Here is a 15,916-nt window from a genome sequence, read left to right on the forward strand (position 1 = left end):
TCAACTTCGTTTTCTGATCCTTCAAGCAGCGGCGCGCGCAGCCCGATCCTGCAAGATGAGGTCGGCACCCTTTTCGCCGATCGCCATGCTGATCGCGTTCAGATTGCAGCTCGGTATCTGCGGAATGATCGAGGAATCCACGATGCGCAGCCCTTCGACGCCGATAACCTTCAGATCGGGACTGACGACTGCCGCGGGGTCTATCCCCATCTTGCAGGTGCCGCACGGATGGTAGCTGCCACTTGCGTTCTCGCGCATATAGGCGATCCACTCGTCATCCGTTTGGACATCCTTGCCGGGTTTCATCTCGCCGGTAACGTAAGGGGCGAACGCCTTGGATTGCAACGCCGCGCGCGCAATCCGGCCACCGGCCATCAGGGTTTCGATGTCGTAGGGATCACTCAGGAGGTTCAACTGGATCTTCGGCTGCTCGTTCGGGTCGGCCGAGCGCAGCTCCAGATAGCCACGGCTGCGCGAATTGTTGACATTCGGCTGTAGGTTGATCGCCGCCTCCTTCTGCATCTCGATCCCCTCGTCGGTGTAGTTCGCGGAGAACGCACCGAAGTGATACTGGATGTCGGGGTATTCGAGCTCGGGACGGGTGCGGATCAGCCCCATGCCGGTATAGGTGTAGGTGGCGTAGCCCGAGCGGTCGAACAGGAACTGCGCGCCGTACTTCAGGATACCGAGGAGGTTGAATTCCTGGTTCGGCGTCTTGACGTTCACATAGGCTTTCACCTGCGTGCTCGCATGTTCCTGGAGGTTGCGTCCGACGCCGGGGCTATCCTGCAAGACCGGGATGCCATGTGCTCTGAGTTGCTCGGCCGGGCCGATGCCGGAGAGCATGAGCAGCTTCGGGGAATTGATGGCGCTTGCAGCGACGATGACTTCGCCGCGGCAGTGCTCGATACGCTGCCTGCTGTCGACCTGGAACTCCACGCCGGATGCCCGCCGCCCCTCGAACATGACTTTTCGCACCACTGCGCCGGTGATGATCATCAGGTTCGGTCGGGACTTGACCGGGTCGAGGTATCCTCGGGCGGCGCTGAACCGGATCCCCATGTGTTGGGTCACGTGACTGACGGCAACGCCTTCGGTCGGTTCCGCATTGTAGGCCGGATTGTGGGGATAGCCGAGTTCCTTCATCGCCTCGATGAAGACATGCGCGAGCTTCGGCGGCTTACGCACGGCGCTGACGACGATCGGGCCGTTCTTGCCGTAGATATCGGTCACGCCGTCGCGATTGCCCTCCACCTTTTTGAAGTAAGGGAGAACGTCGTCGTAAGACCAGCCGCGGTTGCCGAGTTGGGCCCAATGGTCGTAGTCGCCGCGATTGCCGCGCACATAGAACATGGCATTGATCGAACTGGACCCGCCAAGAACCTTGCCGCGCGGCACCATGTCCCGGCGGTTGTTGCGCGTCGGGTCCGGTTCGGCCATGAACTTCCAGTTGGTGCGCTTGTCGGCCATAGCCTTGAACGCCAGCGATGGCATCATGATGTTGAACTTCTTGTCGCTGCCGCCAGCTTCGAGAACCAGCACCTTGACCGAGGGATCGGCGCTCAGCCGATTGGCAAGAACGCAACCTGCCGATCCGGCGCCGATGACGATACAGTCCCAGTTCATGACTGACCCCGATTATAGCATCGTCTTGTTTTGAGCGATCAACTTCGACAGTGCCCGGATCGTGCTCTTGAGATCACGCTCAGGAATACCGGCAATCTGCGCCTGCTGGAAGTCCTGCCAGCGCCTCTTGATCGCCTCCCGGACCTTTCTTCCCGCGGGCGTCAGGGACAGGTGTCCCTGGTTGCTCACCAGCAGCGAGCGCCTAACCAGCTCGGTTATCGCGTCCTCGGTATCCCTTTGGCCAAGATAGGTGGCAGCGGCCAGTTGATCGGACTTCAGGCCATCCGAGTCGTAAAGGCAGGCCAGAACGCGAGCGACAGAGATATCCACGCCTTCGGCACGGCGGTGCTCGTCGAACACGGAAGAAAGTAGGTTGTGAGCCTCGAATATCTGCGAGACGATCGTGCCTTCGGACGTCGTGTCCGTAACGGCGCCGCTTGCCGCCGGGGTTGGGGACGTGTCGGGATGGGATTCCGGCACGCTATACTGCCCCTGGGAGAAGATGAGCGGCATTCCTTCGAATCGGCGTGCCCGCTTGACGAGGCCGATGATGATGACGTGGTCGCCACCTTCAACTAGTGTGTTTGTCTCGCATTCGAGATGCGCCAGGCATCCGTCGACCAGTGGCAAGCCGTACGCTCCCGGTGTCCACGCACTGTCGGCAAACTTGTCTTCGAGATTGCTGGAAAAGTGGCGAGAGACATCCATCTGTCGCGACGACAAGATGTTGACCGCAAAGCGCCCACCTCCAGTGAAGATCGAAAAGCTACGGGAGGTTCGGGCAATCGACCACAGGATAAGCGGTGGATCGAGCGAGACCGATGAAAACGAGTTGACCGTGACGGCGGCGCGGCGGCCCTCGGTCTCGGTGGTTATGATGGCGATGCCGGTTCCGTATTGGCCAAGGCATCTCCGGAACATGCGATTGTCCGCCGCCGGATCGCCCTCTTCAACGGGCTGATTGAGATCAGGAAGTGCGGCGTCTGCTGTGGTTGTCGCGTGCATGTCACAGATCCCCTGGATGTTAGCTTGCCATCAGCTTGTTGCCGGTCGAGGCCTGCTGGTAGCGACTTACCGGCACGGGAAGACCTAGGTTTTCGCGCAAGGTCTGGCCTTCGTACTCCTCGCGGAAGAGACCGCGCTTTCGTAGCTCCGGCAGCACCAATTCGACGAAATCGTCGATGCCCTGCGGCAGGTGCGTCGGAGTGATGTTGAAGCCATCGGCGGCACCAGCTTCGAACCAGCTCTGCATTTCGTCGGCAACGTCCTCGGCCGTGCCGACGACCGTCTTGTGTTCCTGCGCCATGCCGAGCTTCTTGTAGAGCTGGCGGATCGTCAGGTTCTGCTTCTGGGCTAGATCGTAGTACATCTGCGCGCTACTCTTGAGGCCGACATTTTCGAGATCGGGCTTCGGCACCGGGCCGTCGAGCGGCAAATGCGAGAGATCGCCGAAGGAACGATACAGCAGTTGCAGGCCGACGATCGGATCGATCAGCGATTCTAGCTCCTCGTACTTCTCCTGCGCTTCTTGCCGCGTGCGACCAACGATCGGAGTGAGGCCGAGCATCATCAGAAGGTCGCCGCGCTGGCGCCCGTATCCCTCGAGACGATCCTTAACGGACGCATAATAGTCTTGGGCTGATTTCAAGTCATTCTTGGCCATGAAGACCATGTCGCAATGCTGAGCGGCGATCTGTTGACCCGGTTCGGAGACGCCGGCCTGGACCAGGATCGGCCGACCCTGCGGCGAACGGCGGACACTGAGCGGACCGCGTACGGAGAAGTGCTTTCCCACGTGATCGAGCACATGCATTTTCGTGTCGTCGAAAAAGACGCCGGTTTCCTTGTCGATGATGAACGCGTCCTCGTCCCAGCTATCCCAGAGACCTGTAACGACATCGACGAATTCCGCGGCGCGCTCGTAGCGCGTATCGTAATCGAGCTGCTTGCTCATCGAGAAGTTCCACGCTTCCTTGTCCGACCAAGAGGTCACAACGTTCCAGGCCGCACGTCCACCGCTTATCTGGTCCAACGATCCGTACTTACGGGCGATATGGAAAGGCTCATTGTAGGTGGTCGAGGCCGTGGCGACGAGGCCGATGTTTTGCGTAAGCGCAGCCAACGCTGAAAGCAGCGTCAGAGGCTCCAGCTCGACATTATGATGGGAGCGGCAAAGCGAGCCTTTCGGCTTGTCGTCCAGTCGCACACCGATGCCATCCGCCAGGAAAAGCATGTCAAATTTCGCGCGCTCGGCCGTTTGGGCGACGCCAAGAAACGACCTGAGCATTGAGTTCCCGCCCTTGACGGTATCCCGGTGCCTCCAAGCTCCAACATGGTAGCCCATGTACCGCATTGAGAGCCCCAATTTCATCTGTTTCTTGGTCATGCCGAAACCCTTTATCGATGCAAACCTTTACTGTGCACGAGGCAATATGAGCGCTGACGGCACAAAGAATGGCTTCTATGTGCGCAGCCTCCAATTTTACAAAACCATTGTAAATGTCGAAAAATCTGCCGCGAACGATAAGCTATGCTTACGGCAAAGTCGAAGTTATAGAGCGCCTTGCGCAACCGAAGGTGTCTGCTCTAGGCTCACGGGGGCAGGAACAAAAGCAGTGCGAAATCGTACGTTAAGGTCGAACGGATCGAGAACTTATGAGACTCGCTGCAGCCGAGCTGGCAGGCGGAGAGATCGGCGTTCGGCACCTGATGTTTCGCATCTCAGGTGTAGATGTCGGTAAGGTTGATGGCGGAAGTCCGCAGCGAGGCGCTGCATCAAGCCATGAGCAACCGGAAGCTGGCGCCCTGCAGTTCTTAAGCGACGGATTCACAGATAAACTAACCGATGCGGGCTCAAGGCACCAGGAGGTGGTACCATATCTCTCATGAAACACTGACGGGTTTGGAACGCAGGCGGCTTGCGGTTGCCGGATCGGCTCTCCGGCAAAGCTGCGGCGGCAGACCTTTCATAATAAGCTCAGCGTCGGCAACTGCCATCGAGCCGAGCGCATAGAAGGCGTCGCGGGTGCCGCCGGTGCGATGCGCTGACAGCAATAGCCCGTCCGCCTTGCGGACAGGATCGTCGAGTGCGACCGGTTCGTCCGGAAAGACGTCAGTCGCGGCTCGGATATGGCCCGATCCCACAGCCTCGAGCAGAGCCGGAAAGTCGACGACGGCAGCCCGGCTCATCAGCAGGAAGGCCGAGCCCGGCTGCATCATTGAGAATTCACGCCGACCGATGAAGCCTTCGTTCTCACTCGTCACGCTGGCAAAGACGAAGACGACGCGGCTTTCCTTCAGTACTTCCTCCAGTGATGCTGGTATGCAGTCAAGCCGCTCGATGATCTCGGCCGGCAGCCAGGGATCAAAGACGCGTACGGTATTGCGGAAGGGTCGAATAAGATCTCGCAGCTGTCGCCCCAGATCGCCGAAGCCGATCAGGCCGACAGGGGCGCCGGCAAAGCGAAATGTCTCGTCATTTCCGGCGAGACCGTAGCTTTCGACGCCCGCCCTGAACTGCCGATCAGCCTTGGTGATGCCACGCGCAAGATCAATCGCCATGCCAAGCGCGGCTTCGGCGACCGGTGATGCGAAGGCAGATGCAGGCGTTATCACCCAGATGCCGCGCTCGACACAAGCCTGGTAATCTATATTCGGCAGGAAGTTCGTCTCCACGTTGATAATGGCCCTTAGCCTTGGCGCGCGGTCCAGCCGCTCTTTCGGCATATCGGTCTGGCCAAAGATCAACACCGTGTCCGGCAGCAGGGCTTCAACTTGCTCAGCCGGCATCTGGCGATCTTCGCTGATGACGAGTTCTCCCAACTGCTCCAACCGGGAGCGAACCTCCGGCGTCATGATAAGATCAAGCGTCCGCGGCAGTGGGTCCACTAGGATGATGTTGCGGCTCATGGTTCCTCCCGTTTTCCCGAAGGATGAAAACGCCGGCAGACTTTCGCAAGCGCTTTTTTCCGTCCGCTGTCATGCTGCCTGCCGAAGAGGCTCGGCCAGGCCGCCAGGATGGCCACAGTGGCGAAATCACTCGATGCAGATTGCCGTCTCGCTCCAGCCATGGGGCAGGGGTTCCGGGCGCTGGATATCGACCTCCTCTATGGTAAGATTTTCGATCTTATGCGCGAAAAGCGCCGGCACGCCTCCTGGATAGTCCACCAGGCCGATAATCTTTCCATCTGCTCCCCGCAGCCAGGCATTGCCGCGACCTTCCACATTCTTGGGAGGCGACAGATCGACGTTTGTGGGGCGTAGATCATATTGCTTTGCCGTCCCCAACGGACCTTGCTGCAATGTCAATTGCACATTGCACAAAGCCACACCCGCAACTCCGCCACTTCGCTCTGCGAAAAGATTGATGGGGCCGTGGCAGCAGCCGGTAACATTCTCAATACGAACATCCCGAACGACACCCGCAGGCAGTTCCGGGCGACGATTAAGTTGCGTAATTGTCAGGGGTTCGCCCGAGCCCCAGAAGCCATCGGGCGTTTCGTGGCAGTCAACATTGATGTCGGCGAATACGACGGTCTCGATCACTCCACCATCACGCGAGAAAATACCTAGTGCGCGGTTTGAGTGCTCGACCCTGGAACGCAAGAAGCGAACATCGCGTATGTCGCCAAAGCTCTCGGTGCCGATCTTCAAAGCGCAACTCTTACTCTCAACGACGCAGTCTGAAACCTCGATCTTCTCGCAGCATCCGATGCCCATTTCGCTTCGACTTGTCTTCAGGCAGATGCCGTCATCAGCCGTGCGAATGACGACATCTCTCACCGTAACGTTGCTGCAACTGTCGATGACAATCCCATCCGTGTTCGGGAGCTGACGATTGTTGAATACCGCCATGTCCGCGACGATTACATCACGACAGCGAACGAGGTGAACCGTCCACATGGGTGAATCCTCGATGACAAAGCCTTCGAGCCTGACATCGCTGCAGTCCTCAAACACAAGCACCCTAGGGCGCCTCTCGTTTGGCGTATACGTGCCGACAGTTTCATCGAAACCGGTACTGAAGGCATGGCCAGAGGCAACGATCTTTCCCGTTCCGACGATCGCGACTCCGTCGGAGCGATTTGCGACGATATAGGCACGGTCGGACCCCTCGGCGATCACGCTGACCGAATTTCCGCGGTAAAGCTCGTAGTCAGGCATAAATTCGAGCGTGGCACCCTCTTGAATAACGAGCGTCACTCTGCTGGCGAGCCGTATTGGCCCCGAGATGTGCCGCCCCGCCTTCAGCGCGAGTGTGCCGCCGCCGGCAGCCGCCAAGCTGTCGATCAACTCCTGGAGATCGGTGCCATTTGCTTCGACGGAAATATCCATTGGGTGTCCTCTCGCTTTTCCAATTACTAAGTCGGCCGAATTTATTCGTCAACACGACGAACTAATTAAGTCGACGTCCGGTTTGTGTTGACACCACCAAAAACTCGTATTTAATTCGTCATGTTTACGAACAAACGATCAGCTTGCAGGGAGTGAACAACAGGCGGATCGTCGATAGAGTTCGGAAATGAGGAGCCAAAAGGGGAACCCTATGAAACCGCTCAAGACATTAGTAATGGCTGCAACCGCCATGGCGATGACGATTTCGTTTGCGGCAGCATCCGAGTTGAAGATCGTCTGGTACGTCGACAACGACCAAGAAGAGGCGAACACACGCGCCCTGCTTGAGCAGTATACGAAGCTGCACCCCGACACGACGTTCAATCTAGAAATCACCCCTTACGATGGGATGATCCAGAAATTCCAGCAGTACGCAGCATCCGGCATCATGCCTGACTTGTCGCTGACCTCTTCCATGGAGCCGGTCATCCGTCCCTTCCTCGTCGATCTCAGTAAGGAGATCGGGCCTGAATGGATCAATGACTTCGTCAAGGGCTGGGGCGATGGTGCCAAGCTCGACGGCAAGGTCATCGCCGCACCGCTTCGAGTAACGTCGACTGGCGTCTTTCTTAATGTCGACGCATTCAAGAAGGCCGGTGTCGCGATCCCGGATCAGGCGACCGGCTGGACCTGGGATGAGTTCATTCCGAAGATCAAGGAAGTCGCCGAAAAGTCCGGCACGCGCTATCCGTTGGTCTGGGACGTTTCGGCCAGCCGCTGGATCGTCCACGAGTACCAGTATGGCAACCACATCTACACAGAGAAGGAACCTGTGAAGGTCGTCATGGACGAGGCGGCTTGGACGAGCACGCTCGACAAGTTCATTGACATCACCAAGGCGGCCATGCCGCCCGGCCTCTGGACCGGAGCGAGCTCGGACAACCCGAAGGAAATCTTCACCGCCGGTCAGGCTGTGGCCTATATGTCTGGAAGCTGGCAAATTGCCGGATTGGCCGATAACGCCCATTTCGCTTGGCAGGCCGGCCCGACACCGCGCGGCACGGTCGCTTCATCGATCTACGGCGGTGACTACATCGTGGCATTCAATACCAGCCAGCATCTTCCGGAGGCCGTGGAGTTCATCAAGTGGATTACCTCGCCAGAGATTCAGGCTCAATACGCCAAAACCTTTGGCATCATCCCGGCAAATCTGAAGGCCCCGCCTGTCAAGTATGACAATCCGGCGGCGACCAATGCGATCAAAGCCATGCAGAACGAACTGAACGCGAGCCCTGTTTACGCGGCGACCGACCAAGCCTGGCCGCAGATGCAAGCTGTCTGGGGCACCGTAAAGACGGCTGTCACCCAAGCCGTTGCCGGCCAGATCTCCTCCGCCGAAGCCATTTCACAGATCAAGAAGGCGGCTGACGCCTCGCTTGAGGCTAGCAAGTGACGGCCGTAGTTATAGAAAAGGGGAGTTCGGCACTGGGTCCTCACCCGGTGCCGAAAGGCAACAAAAAGAGCTTGGCGAGCCTCGGCTGGCCATACCTCCTCATGTTGCCGACGGTGGCGCTCCTCGTCACCTTTACGCTCTATCCGCTCGTCCAGGGTCTTCTGATGGCCTTTTTCAAGCGGGGCGTTGTGGTCGTCCCACAGGTGCCGAGTACCCTGCCGCAATATGTCGGACTTGAGAATTTCATCGGGCTCTTGAGCAATACCGATTTCCAGAATTCCCTGCTCAAGACCATCCTTTTTGTCGTTATCGCCGTTCCGCTCAACATCGTCGTTTCGTTGGCGCTGGCGCTTCTCCTCTCACCGCAAACCAAACTCTTTGCGCTCGTGCGTACGATTGTCTTCTTCCCCTCCATGATCAGCCTCCTGATCATCGGCGTCGCTTGGCGGTGGCTCTTTGGCCTCAACAACGGCCTCGTCAACTACCTGCTTTCGCTGGTCGGAATTGCCCCGGTTCCATGGCTGGAACAGGACACGATGGCACAGATCGCCATGGTGATCGCCTGGGTCTGGGCACAGGCCGGTTTCAACATGATGATCTTCATCGCCGGCCTCACAGCAATTTCCGCCGACTATTACGAGGCCGCCTCAATCGACGGCACCAGCAAATGGCGCCAGTTCACCCATATCACGCTGCCACTGCTCAAGCCTACGATGGCGGTCGTTTTGGTGCTGTCATCGATCGAGGCATTCAAAGTCTACGAACTGGTTGTGTCGCTGACCGGAGGTGGCCCAGGCAAGGCGACGGTCTATCTGATCCAAACGATTTACGACACGGCTTTCCAGAAACCGATGCAGGCGGGTGTCGCCGCAGCCCAATCAGCTGTGCTGTTCATCATTCTGATGCTTCTCACCGTGTTTCAGTTGCGCGTATCGAGAGGTGACAAATGACACGGATTTACTCCCCTTGGCGTCTGATCTTCGTGGCGTTCACCCTATTCGTCTTCCTGATGCCACCGGTCTGGCTGTTTCTGTCGTCGCTGAAGTCTCAGCAGGAGATCTTCCAGTGGCCGCCAACCATTTTTCCGGCGCAACTAACGCTGCAGAACTTCATTGATACGGTGTCGCGCGCGAAATTCCTGATTTTCTTCCGTAATTCTGCCGTGGTATCCGTCCTCTCGGCTTTACTTTCCGTAACCATCAGCGTTATGGCCGGATATGCCCTGGCGAAGTTCCGGTTCCGAGGAGATACGCTTTTCTTCCTCCTCATCATGTCATCATTGATGGTGCCATTGCAGATCATCATGATCCCCGTCTTCCTGGTGCTTCGGGATCTCAACCTTCTCGATACGCTCGCAGGCATCATCATCGCGCCGGCAGCGACGCCGACCGGCGTCTTCCTGATGCGCCAGTACATTACCAATATTCCCGACAGCCTCCTCGAGGCGGCCCGCCTCGATGGCACGCCTGAGTGGCGTATCCTATGGCGAATCATCGTGCCGCTTGCCATACCGGCGATCGGCACGCTGCTCGCCTTCAATCTCGTGTGGCGCTGGAATGATTATCTCTGGCCATTTCTGATTATCAGTGATCAGGACAAATGGACCGTTCAGGTTGCGCTCGCAAATACTGTCGGGCGTTTCGGCATAAATTGGCCCAGGCTACTGTCCATGTCGGTGCTTTCGGTGCTGCCGGTTCTTGTGATGTTTACCGCGCTACAGCGCATGCTGATGAGCGGTTTGATGGCGGGCGCGACAAAGGAATAGCGCAACACCCTGCAAAACACCAAAAGAGCCGCCTCTTGAGGGCGTTGCCTCTTGAGGGCGGCTCGTGTCTTGGAGTTCTGAATGCATGCGGAAAAGCGAAGCCCGCAAGCGGTGGCTCGGTAGTGTCAGCCGACGCTTGCCGCTAGCTTGTCCCTGTAGGCAAGGGCTGCCGCTGCCGGCATGCTGCTCCAGCCCTGGAGCAGCGAACCGCGCCCCCATGGTGGCGAGAAATATTCAACCGCCCCCATCCAGCCTTCCTCCAGGCAGGTCTTCCACCAGCGCAAAAGCGGATAGTCCGCGCCGTCCAGCCCGTAGGCAAGGCGCTGCTCCGCATAGAGCCCCGAAAGGTAGGGCCAGTCCGAACCATTGTGGTAGCGGTAGGCGAAATAGGATTTCTCGCGCGTGTCCTTGGGACGCTTGAATGGCGGGAAGGCGCAAAGCACGCCCCAATCGCCGTAGGGTTGCTCACCGTTGTTGCGGCTTTCCAATAGCTCCTGCACTCTGGCGAGCACGATTTTTGCTCTCTCCGGCGAAACCGCCTTGAAGCGAAGCAACGTAAGGCTGTCCAACGTTACGTGGTCCTCAACGAAGTCATTCTTTGTTCCGTAGTCCGCGTAGGTACCGCTTGGCTGCAGGAGCACCTCATCCAGCGAAGCCCGCGCCTTTTGCGCGACTGCAGCCGCCTTGGACGCGACCGACTGGTCGAGCAAGCCGCCATGCTGCGCGATAACATCGAGGGCACCAACCCACAGGCCGAGGTCATAAGCAACGTAACCATGGCGGTAGACGTTGTCGGCCCAATCACGATCGTGGCGTGGCTTCACCGGCAACCCGTTTCCGGCCTCGTCGTACCCGCAATAGCGGTTGAATATCGTCACCACCTTATCCCAATGCAGAGAAAGAGGGGAGCTGTCGCCGGTTGCACGGATATAGTCGCCAATCGTCAGGATAAAGAAGAGCGGACTGTCGAAGTGGTCGCTCCACCAGTCCCCGGGCCGAAGGTGCTCCTCCTTGATCCGCGGATGCGACTGCCTCACCTTTTCCCATTCCTCGGCCTGCGCCGGACCTGTCAGGATGACGCCGCTCGGCGCCTCGCCGTTCGGCTGGATACCACGCGCGAGAAGATCGATCTGCGACCGCACGATGTGTGGCTCACGGTCAAGCAGTGCCTGGAGCGTCCAATAGCCGTCACGATAGTAGGTTCGTGCAGGCGCGCTATAGGCCTGACCTGCCGCAAGACCTGCAAAAGCGCCATGCTCATCCTGCCTTATACTGGAAAGCGCCGCATGCAGGCTCTGCGAGATCATACCGCGCATCAGCGGCGCAGCTTCTGGCATCGCGTCGCAGCGCGCCACATAGCCATTCGCCTCCGCGATCACCCGTGCCTCGTCCAGGTCAAAAGCCGCCTGCGCTTCGTTCATCGTCGCCCCACAGGTCACGAAGATGCCGTCTGATCGCTGCTCGGCGATCACGACGCCCCACCCGGTGCGGGCAATCCGTCGCTCCCCCTGCCGCTCGATCGATTGGCGCTTTGCAGCACTACCCCACCACGCACAACGCCGGGCAGGGGTGAGCGTTCGCAGTCTTGCCCCTTTGAGGAAAAGTGCGGGTGCCGATTGCGCCACATAAAGCCCTCCATCAACCGCTTCCACACGGTTCGGCCCAAAGGTGAACGGGGCACTCCAGCCAGTGAAGGTGAGATTTGCCAGTTTGCCTGAGCCCCAAAGAGAGAGCTCGATCTTGCCATCAGGCCGGCAATCCCCCTGCAGGCGCGGAGCCATGAAAGGTACGAGAACGGGCTTCATGGAACGAAGTTGCCCGTCGCCGAGTGGTATCAGGACCTGTGGTCTTGCTTGTGGCCCCGTCATCGGGCGACCTCCTGTGCAGTACTCTCGATAATCGCCAAATCGCTGAGGCTCAGCATCAGTGCCCCTAGCATACCGGCTTGCGGGCCAATGCCGGTGGCCTCTATCTGCGCTGCGAATGGCAGCAGTGCGTCCATATGCCGTGCGACAGCCTCGACAAACTCCCGGCGCGAACCAATACCGCCGCCCAGCACGATGAGGGCAGGATCGAAAAGAACTTGGACCGAGGCTATGCCAACCGAGGCTGACTTTGCGAGCGTGTCGATGACATCGGCGGCCTCGCCATCTCCCCTCGCTGCACGTGCAAAGATCTCGCTGACCGGGACGGTACCATCGCCATACAGGCTCCGTACCGCAGGTGAATCGACCTGGTCCTCAAAGAGACCGGCGCGGACCTTTCGTGCAGTCTGATGCGGATCTGCCCCTAGCGGTAGCAAACCAAGCTCGCCGGCCCGCCCGTGATGACCGCGAAAAAGCGTCCCTCCCACAACCAACCCCATGCCAACACCGGTTCCGAAGGCAATGAATGCCAGAGAATCTCGATCGCGTCCCTTGCCAAGAGTGGCCTCAGCAAAGGCAGCGAGGTTCACGTCGTTTTCGACCACGACAGGGCAGGGCAGGCTCTGTGCGAGAAGCGACGCGAGTGGCCGATCGGCCGGAACAGCCAGATGCGGAGAAAGCGACGCAAGCCCGGTCAACGGCGAAACCGCGCTTGGCACGCCAACAACGACCTTGCGCAATGGACCTCGATCGCGATGTCGCTCCAGCAGAGACAAAACCATGCGCGGGATTTGTTTGAGTACCGGAGCTTCGGCACCGTGTTCAGTTGGCTCTTCGGCTGTTGCCAGGATTCTCCCCTGGAGGTCGGCAAGACCGGCAAGGACCTTGGTGCCGCCGAGGTCAACGCCGACAACGACGCCAGGAACCGCGTTTGCCCCGTCGGCCCGGTGGTTGCGATTTGCCTGTCGCAAGCCTGACGCAATGGTTGAAATGTTTGACAAACGCAGTCCTTTGCGGTATTTGTTCGGCAGGTTGACGAATTTATTATTGCTGCGTCCGTGAACTGTCAACAAGCAGTTTGAAATCGGCGGACTTTCATGGAAGAAGCAAACCATTCACTGCAACGACGAAGACAGATCCGGCGGGATGGCTCAAACATGGCATTAACCGACAACGCGCCTCCCGTATTGCGGCAAATCTCCGTCCGTGCCGTCATGGACGTCCTGCTTCACGCTGGTCCCACGTCGCGCGCAGAGCTTTCCAAGATCACCGGCCTTTCCAAGCAGACGATGTCGGAGGTTATCCGGACATTGGAGGAGGGTGGCTGGGTACGAGAAAAGGGCGTAACCAGCGGGCGTATCGGCCGCACTGCGATAACCTATGAAGTCAATGGCGACGCCGGCTATGCCGTCGGAATCGACATGGGCGCGACGACAACACGCATCGTCCTTGGCAATATTGTCGGAAGCGTTGTCGGCGAAATAGACTATCCTTCCGACCGCCGCGGCGGCTATCATCTGATCGATCAGACCGAAGCCATGCTTGCGAAGATGCTCGCCGATCTGGGCATTGCCCGGGAGCTTGTGCTTGCGACCGCAATAGCGACGCCGGGTGTCGTCGATCCAGCCACCGGGGCGCTCTCAATGGCGCCGAATCTGGTTGACATCGCAGGCATCGATATCGGCAGGACGCTGAGTGAAAGGCTTGGCTACCCCGTTGTACTGGAAAACGATGTCAACGCGGCCGTCATTGGCGAATCCTGGCTGGGATGTGCGATCGCAATCGATACCGTGGCGTTCATATCCCTTGGGACAGGTATCGGACTGGGTGTGCTTCAGGACGGTAAGCTGATGCGCGGCGCAAGCGGAGCCGCCGGCGAAATTTCATACATGCCGTTCGGCGCGGACCCCTACGCCGAGGACAGCCTTGAACGCGGCGCTCTCGAATGCGCGATCGCGGCTCAAGGGATCAGTGACCTCTATGCTCATTCTGGCGGTCCGACGAATACCTCCGTACGTGACATTCTGTCCCTTGCTGAAAAGAATGACCCGCTCGCAATCGAGGTTGTCGGCAAGGTATCCGACATCGCGGCACTCCTCGTTGTTTCCGTCAATGCGATCGTTGATCCGAAGACCGTCGTTCTGGGCGGCAGCATCGGTCGCCATCCGCTGATCGTCGAGCGTGTTCGGCAAGGAATTGGAAAGGCAAGCCGTCGCGCAATCGATGTAAAGGCCAGTGTTCTTGGGGGCCGAGCGACGCTGCTCGGTGCATTGGCCATCGGCCTTAATCATGTTCACAATCTGCTTTTTTCTCCGCAGACCTTGCCGGAGCAACGGCGCCTTCCTCCGCTGCCGCTCTGACTTGGCATGCGAAGGACGGTTTCGGCGATTTCCAGCGGCGAGGGGAGGGATCGAGGCGGCGCCTAAAGCACCTGACGTAAATGCTGTGGAATCCGTTGCATCAACAATAGGTACGAGCCTGCCAGGCAGGGTCAATGTGCGATGTTCCTGCATGCGCCCGCGCGAAAGCCTCTGGTCGACGCTGGAGAAAATTACGTTCGTCATCTTGACGAACTAATTGCTTCCACGCAAACTGCGGCTGCTAAAAGAGTGGCATCCGACAGATCAACGTGCCTCTGGTTGCCTCAAGATGTCTGCGTCGAAGGAATAGGTTCATGGCCGGTCTCAAGTTGAACGACATCAGGAAGAGCTTCGGCCATCATACAATCCTTCATGGCATCGATCTCGATGTACGCGAGGGCGAGTTCGTCGTGCTCGTAGGTCCTTCCGGATGCGGCAAGTCTACATTGCTCCGCCTTGTCGCCGGCCTCGAAGACGCAAGCTCCGGTCAGATCATCATTGGCGAGGACGATGTCACGACGGCGCCTCCCGGCGATCGAGGGATTGCGATGGTGTTCCAGTCCTACGCGCTCTACCCCCATATGACAGTTGCGAAAAATCTCTCCTTCGGCCTGGAGAACCTCAAGATGAGCCGCGCCGAGATCGATCAGCGCGTGATGGAAGCGGCAAGAATGCTGGCGATCGAGCCCCTCCTCGACCGACGCCCGAAGCAGCTTTCGGGCGGCCAGAGGCAGCGGGTGGCAATCGGTCGCGCGATCGTCAGGAACCCCAAGCTGTTCTTGTTCGATGAACCGTTGTCCAATCTAGATGCGGCATTGCGCGTGCAGACCCGCGGCGAGATCAGTCGCCTGCACAAGCGGTTGGGTGCGACGATGATCTATGTGACCCATGATCAGATTGAGGCCATGACAATGGCCGACCGCATCGTTGTTCTCAATGCAGGGCGCGTCGAACAGATCGGCACCCCACTCGAACTGTTCGAGGCGCCGGCCAACAAGTTCGTAGCGGGCTTCATCGGCTCGCCTCAGATGAACTTTTTCGAGGGTAAGCTGCTTTCCGCCGGACCGGGTGGCGTCGCGTTGGAGGTACAGGGCTTCGGACCAATCAATCTACCAATCGAAACCGCAAATGCGGTCGCTGGACAAGCCGTTATCCTCGGCGTCCGGCCGAGCCATTTTGAACTTGCCAAGGATGGCGGGCCAAGCGGGATTACAGTCCGTTTCAACGTCGACTACGCAGAGAGTATTGGCACGGACACCTATATCTACGGCAAGCTCGAAGGAAGCGAAACCGCGACGATCGCTCATTTGCCAGATCACATCGCAATTACAGATCATTCGTCCCTCGCGCTCGTTGTCCGGCCGCAGCGTCTGCACCTCTTCGATGCGGAAAGCGGCGAGAACTTAACCGGCACAACCCGGAACATGAATTCCGAGGAGCCGTCTTCCCGCCGCATGTCAAATTTTGCGTCCGGGTGATCCCGACCGGATCAGAATGGAGCCCAAGTCCTTCG

At 58.6% G+C, this 15,916-nt stretch carries 12 protein-coding genes; 5 read left to right on the top strand and 7 right to left on the bottom strand.

Annotation, left to right across the window (positions count from 1 at the left end):
• Nucleotides 1–21: 21 nt before the first annotated feature.
• The 5 genes from BN77_RS26810 to pglB all read right to left on the bottom strand — a co-directional run bounded on the left by BN77_RS26810 (nucleotide 22) and on the right by pglB (nucleotide 6,960).
• Complete coding sequence (locus BN77_RS26810; RefSeq protein ID WP_007538111.1) at nucleotides 22–1,626, bottom strand: GMC family oxidoreductase; 1,605 nt, start codon at nucleotides 1,624–1,626, stop codon at nucleotides 22–24.
• Nucleotides 1,627–1,638: 12 nt separating this feature from the next.
• Entirely contained in the window at nucleotides 1,639–2,631 is a 993-nt protein-coding gene (locus BN77_RS31580) for a flavin reductase (protein WP_007538113.1), read from the bottom strand.
• A 19-nt stretch (nucleotides 2,632–2,650) separates the two neighbouring features.
• Entirely contained in the window at nucleotides 2,651–4,012 is a 1,362-nt protein-coding gene (locus tag BN77_RS26820; protein WP_051177262.1) for an LLM class flavin-dependent oxidoreductase, read from the bottom strand.
• A 497-nt stretch (nucleotides 4,013–4,509) separates the two neighbouring features.
• Nucleotides 4,510–5,535, bottom strand: a complete 1,026-nt coding sequence (locus BN77_RS26830) for a hydroxyacid dehydrogenase (RefSeq protein ID WP_007538118.1) — start codon at nucleotides 5,533–5,535, stop codon at nucleotides 4,510–4,512.
• Nucleotides 5,536–5,661: 126 nt separating this feature from the next.
• The gene (pglB, locus tag BN77_RS26835) at nucleotides 5,662–6,960 is read right to left on the bottom strand and encodes a polygalacturonase PglB (RefSeq protein ID WP_007538120.1); all 1,299 of its coding nucleotides are present in this window, start codon (nucleotides 6,958–6,960) and stop codon (nucleotides 5,662–5,664) included.
• 211 nt (nucleotides 6,961–7,171) lie between these two features.
• Between pglB and BN77_RS26840 the strand changes: the two genes are divergently transcribed.
• From BN77_RS26840 to BN77_RS26850, 3 genes are read left to right on the top strand one after another with little or no spacing between them, the layout of a single operon-like run.
• The gene (locus tag BN77_RS26840) at nucleotides 7,172–8,413 is read left to right on the top strand and encodes an ABC transporter substrate-binding protein (RefSeq protein WP_007538122.1); all 1,242 of its coding nucleotides are present in this window, start codon (nucleotides 7,172–7,174) and stop codon (nucleotides 8,411–8,413) included.
• Nucleotides 8,410–9,363 (top strand): carbohydrate ABC transporter permease, encoded by a 954-nt coding sequence (locus BN77_RS26845; protein WP_007538124.1) that lies wholly within the window; start codon nucleotides 8,410–8,412, stop codon nucleotides 9,361–9,363. The genes BN77_RS26840 and BN77_RS26845 overlap by 4 nt, the downstream gene beginning before the upstream one ends.
• Nucleotides 9,360–10,178 carry a carbohydrate ABC transporter permease gene (locus BN77_RS26850; RefSeq protein ID WP_007538126.1) on the top strand — a complete coding sequence of 273 codons (819 nt, stop codon included), beginning with the start codon at nucleotides 9,360–9,362 and terminating at the stop codon, nucleotides 10,176–10,178. Before BN77_RS26845 ends, BN77_RS26850 begins: the two co-directional genes overlap by 4 nt.
• Before the next feature lie 125 nt (nucleotides 10,179–10,303).
• Here BN77_RS26850 and BN77_RS26855 read toward each other — a convergent pair whose 3' ends face one another.
• On the bottom strand, nucleotides 10,304–12,046 hold the full coding sequence (locus BN77_RS26855) for a GH116 family glycosyl hydrolase (protein WP_007538128.1): 1,743 nt from the start codon (nucleotides 12,044–12,046) through the stop codon (nucleotides 10,304–10,306).
• Nucleotides 12,043–13,044 (bottom strand): ROK family protein, encoded by a 1,002-nt coding sequence (locus BN77_RS26860; RefSeq protein WP_007538130.1) that lies wholly within the window; start codon nucleotides 13,042–13,044, stop codon nucleotides 12,043–12,045. The genes BN77_RS26855 and BN77_RS26860 overlap by 4 nt, the downstream gene beginning before the upstream one ends.
• A gap of 156 nt (nucleotides 13,045–13,200) precedes the next feature.
• Between BN77_RS26860 and BN77_RS26865 the strand changes: the two genes are divergently transcribed.
• Both BN77_RS26865 and BN77_RS26870 read left to right on the top strand, forming a co-directional pair.
• Complete coding sequence (locus BN77_RS26865; RefSeq protein WP_007538132.1) at nucleotides 13,201–14,403, top strand: ROK family transcriptional regulator; 1,203 nt, start codon at nucleotides 13,201–13,203, stop codon at nucleotides 14,401–14,403.
• Nucleotides 14,404–14,717: 314 nt separating this feature from the next.
• The gene (locus tag BN77_RS26870) at nucleotides 14,718–15,881 is read left to right on the top strand and encodes an ABC transporter ATP-binding protein (protein ID WP_007538134.1); all 1,164 of its coding nucleotides are present in this window, start codon (nucleotides 14,718–14,720) and stop codon (nucleotides 15,879–15,881) included.
• Nucleotides 15,882–15,916: the final 35 nt, after the last annotated feature.

The organism is Rhizobium mesoamericanum STM3625, assembly GCF_000312665.1.
Taxonomy (GTDB): Bacteria; Pseudomonadota; Alphaproteobacteria; order Rhizobiales; family Rhizobiaceae; genus Rhizobium; species Rhizobium mesoamericanum.

Bases quoted from the DNA above. Each gene is read 5' to 3' on its own strand.
- BN77_RS26810 (WP_007538111.1), bottom strand. From the start codon at position 1,626: ATGAACTGGGACTGTATCGTCATCGGCGCCGGATCGGCAGGTTGCGTT.
- BN77_RS31580 (WP_007538113.1), bottom strand. From the start codon at position 2,631: ATGCACGCGACAACCACAGCAGACGCCGCACTTCCTGATCTCAATCAG.
- BN77_RS26820 (WP_051177262.1), bottom strand. From the start codon at position 4,012: ATGACCAAGAAACAGATGAAATTGGGGCTCTCAATGCGGTACATGGGC.
- BN77_RS26830 (WP_007538118.1), bottom strand. From the start codon at position 5,535: ATGAGCCGCAACATCATCCTAGTGGACCCACTGCCGCGGACGCTTGAT.
- pglB (WP_007538120.1), bottom strand. From the start codon at position 6,960: ATGGATATTTCCGTCGAAGCAAATGGCACCGATCTCCAGGAGTTGATC.
- BN77_RS26840 (WP_007538122.1), top strand. From the start codon at position 7,172: ATGAAACCGCTCAAGACATTAGTAATGGCTGCAACCGCCATGGCGATG.
- BN77_RS26850 (WP_007538126.1), top strand. From the start codon at position 9,360: ATGACACGGATTTACTCCCCTTGGCGTCTGATCTTCGTGGCGTTCACC.
- BN77_RS26855 (WP_007538128.1), bottom strand. From the start codon at position 12,046: ATGACGGGGCCACAAGCAAGACCACAGGTCCTGATACCACTCGGCGAC.
- BN77_RS26865 (WP_007538132.1), top strand. From the start codon at position 13,201: ATGGCATTAACCGACAACGCGCCTCCCGTATTGCGGCAAATCTCCGTC.
- BN77_RS26870 (WP_007538134.1), top strand. From the start codon at position 14,718: ATGGCCGGTCTCAAGTTGAACGACATCAGGAAGAGCTTCGGCCATCAT.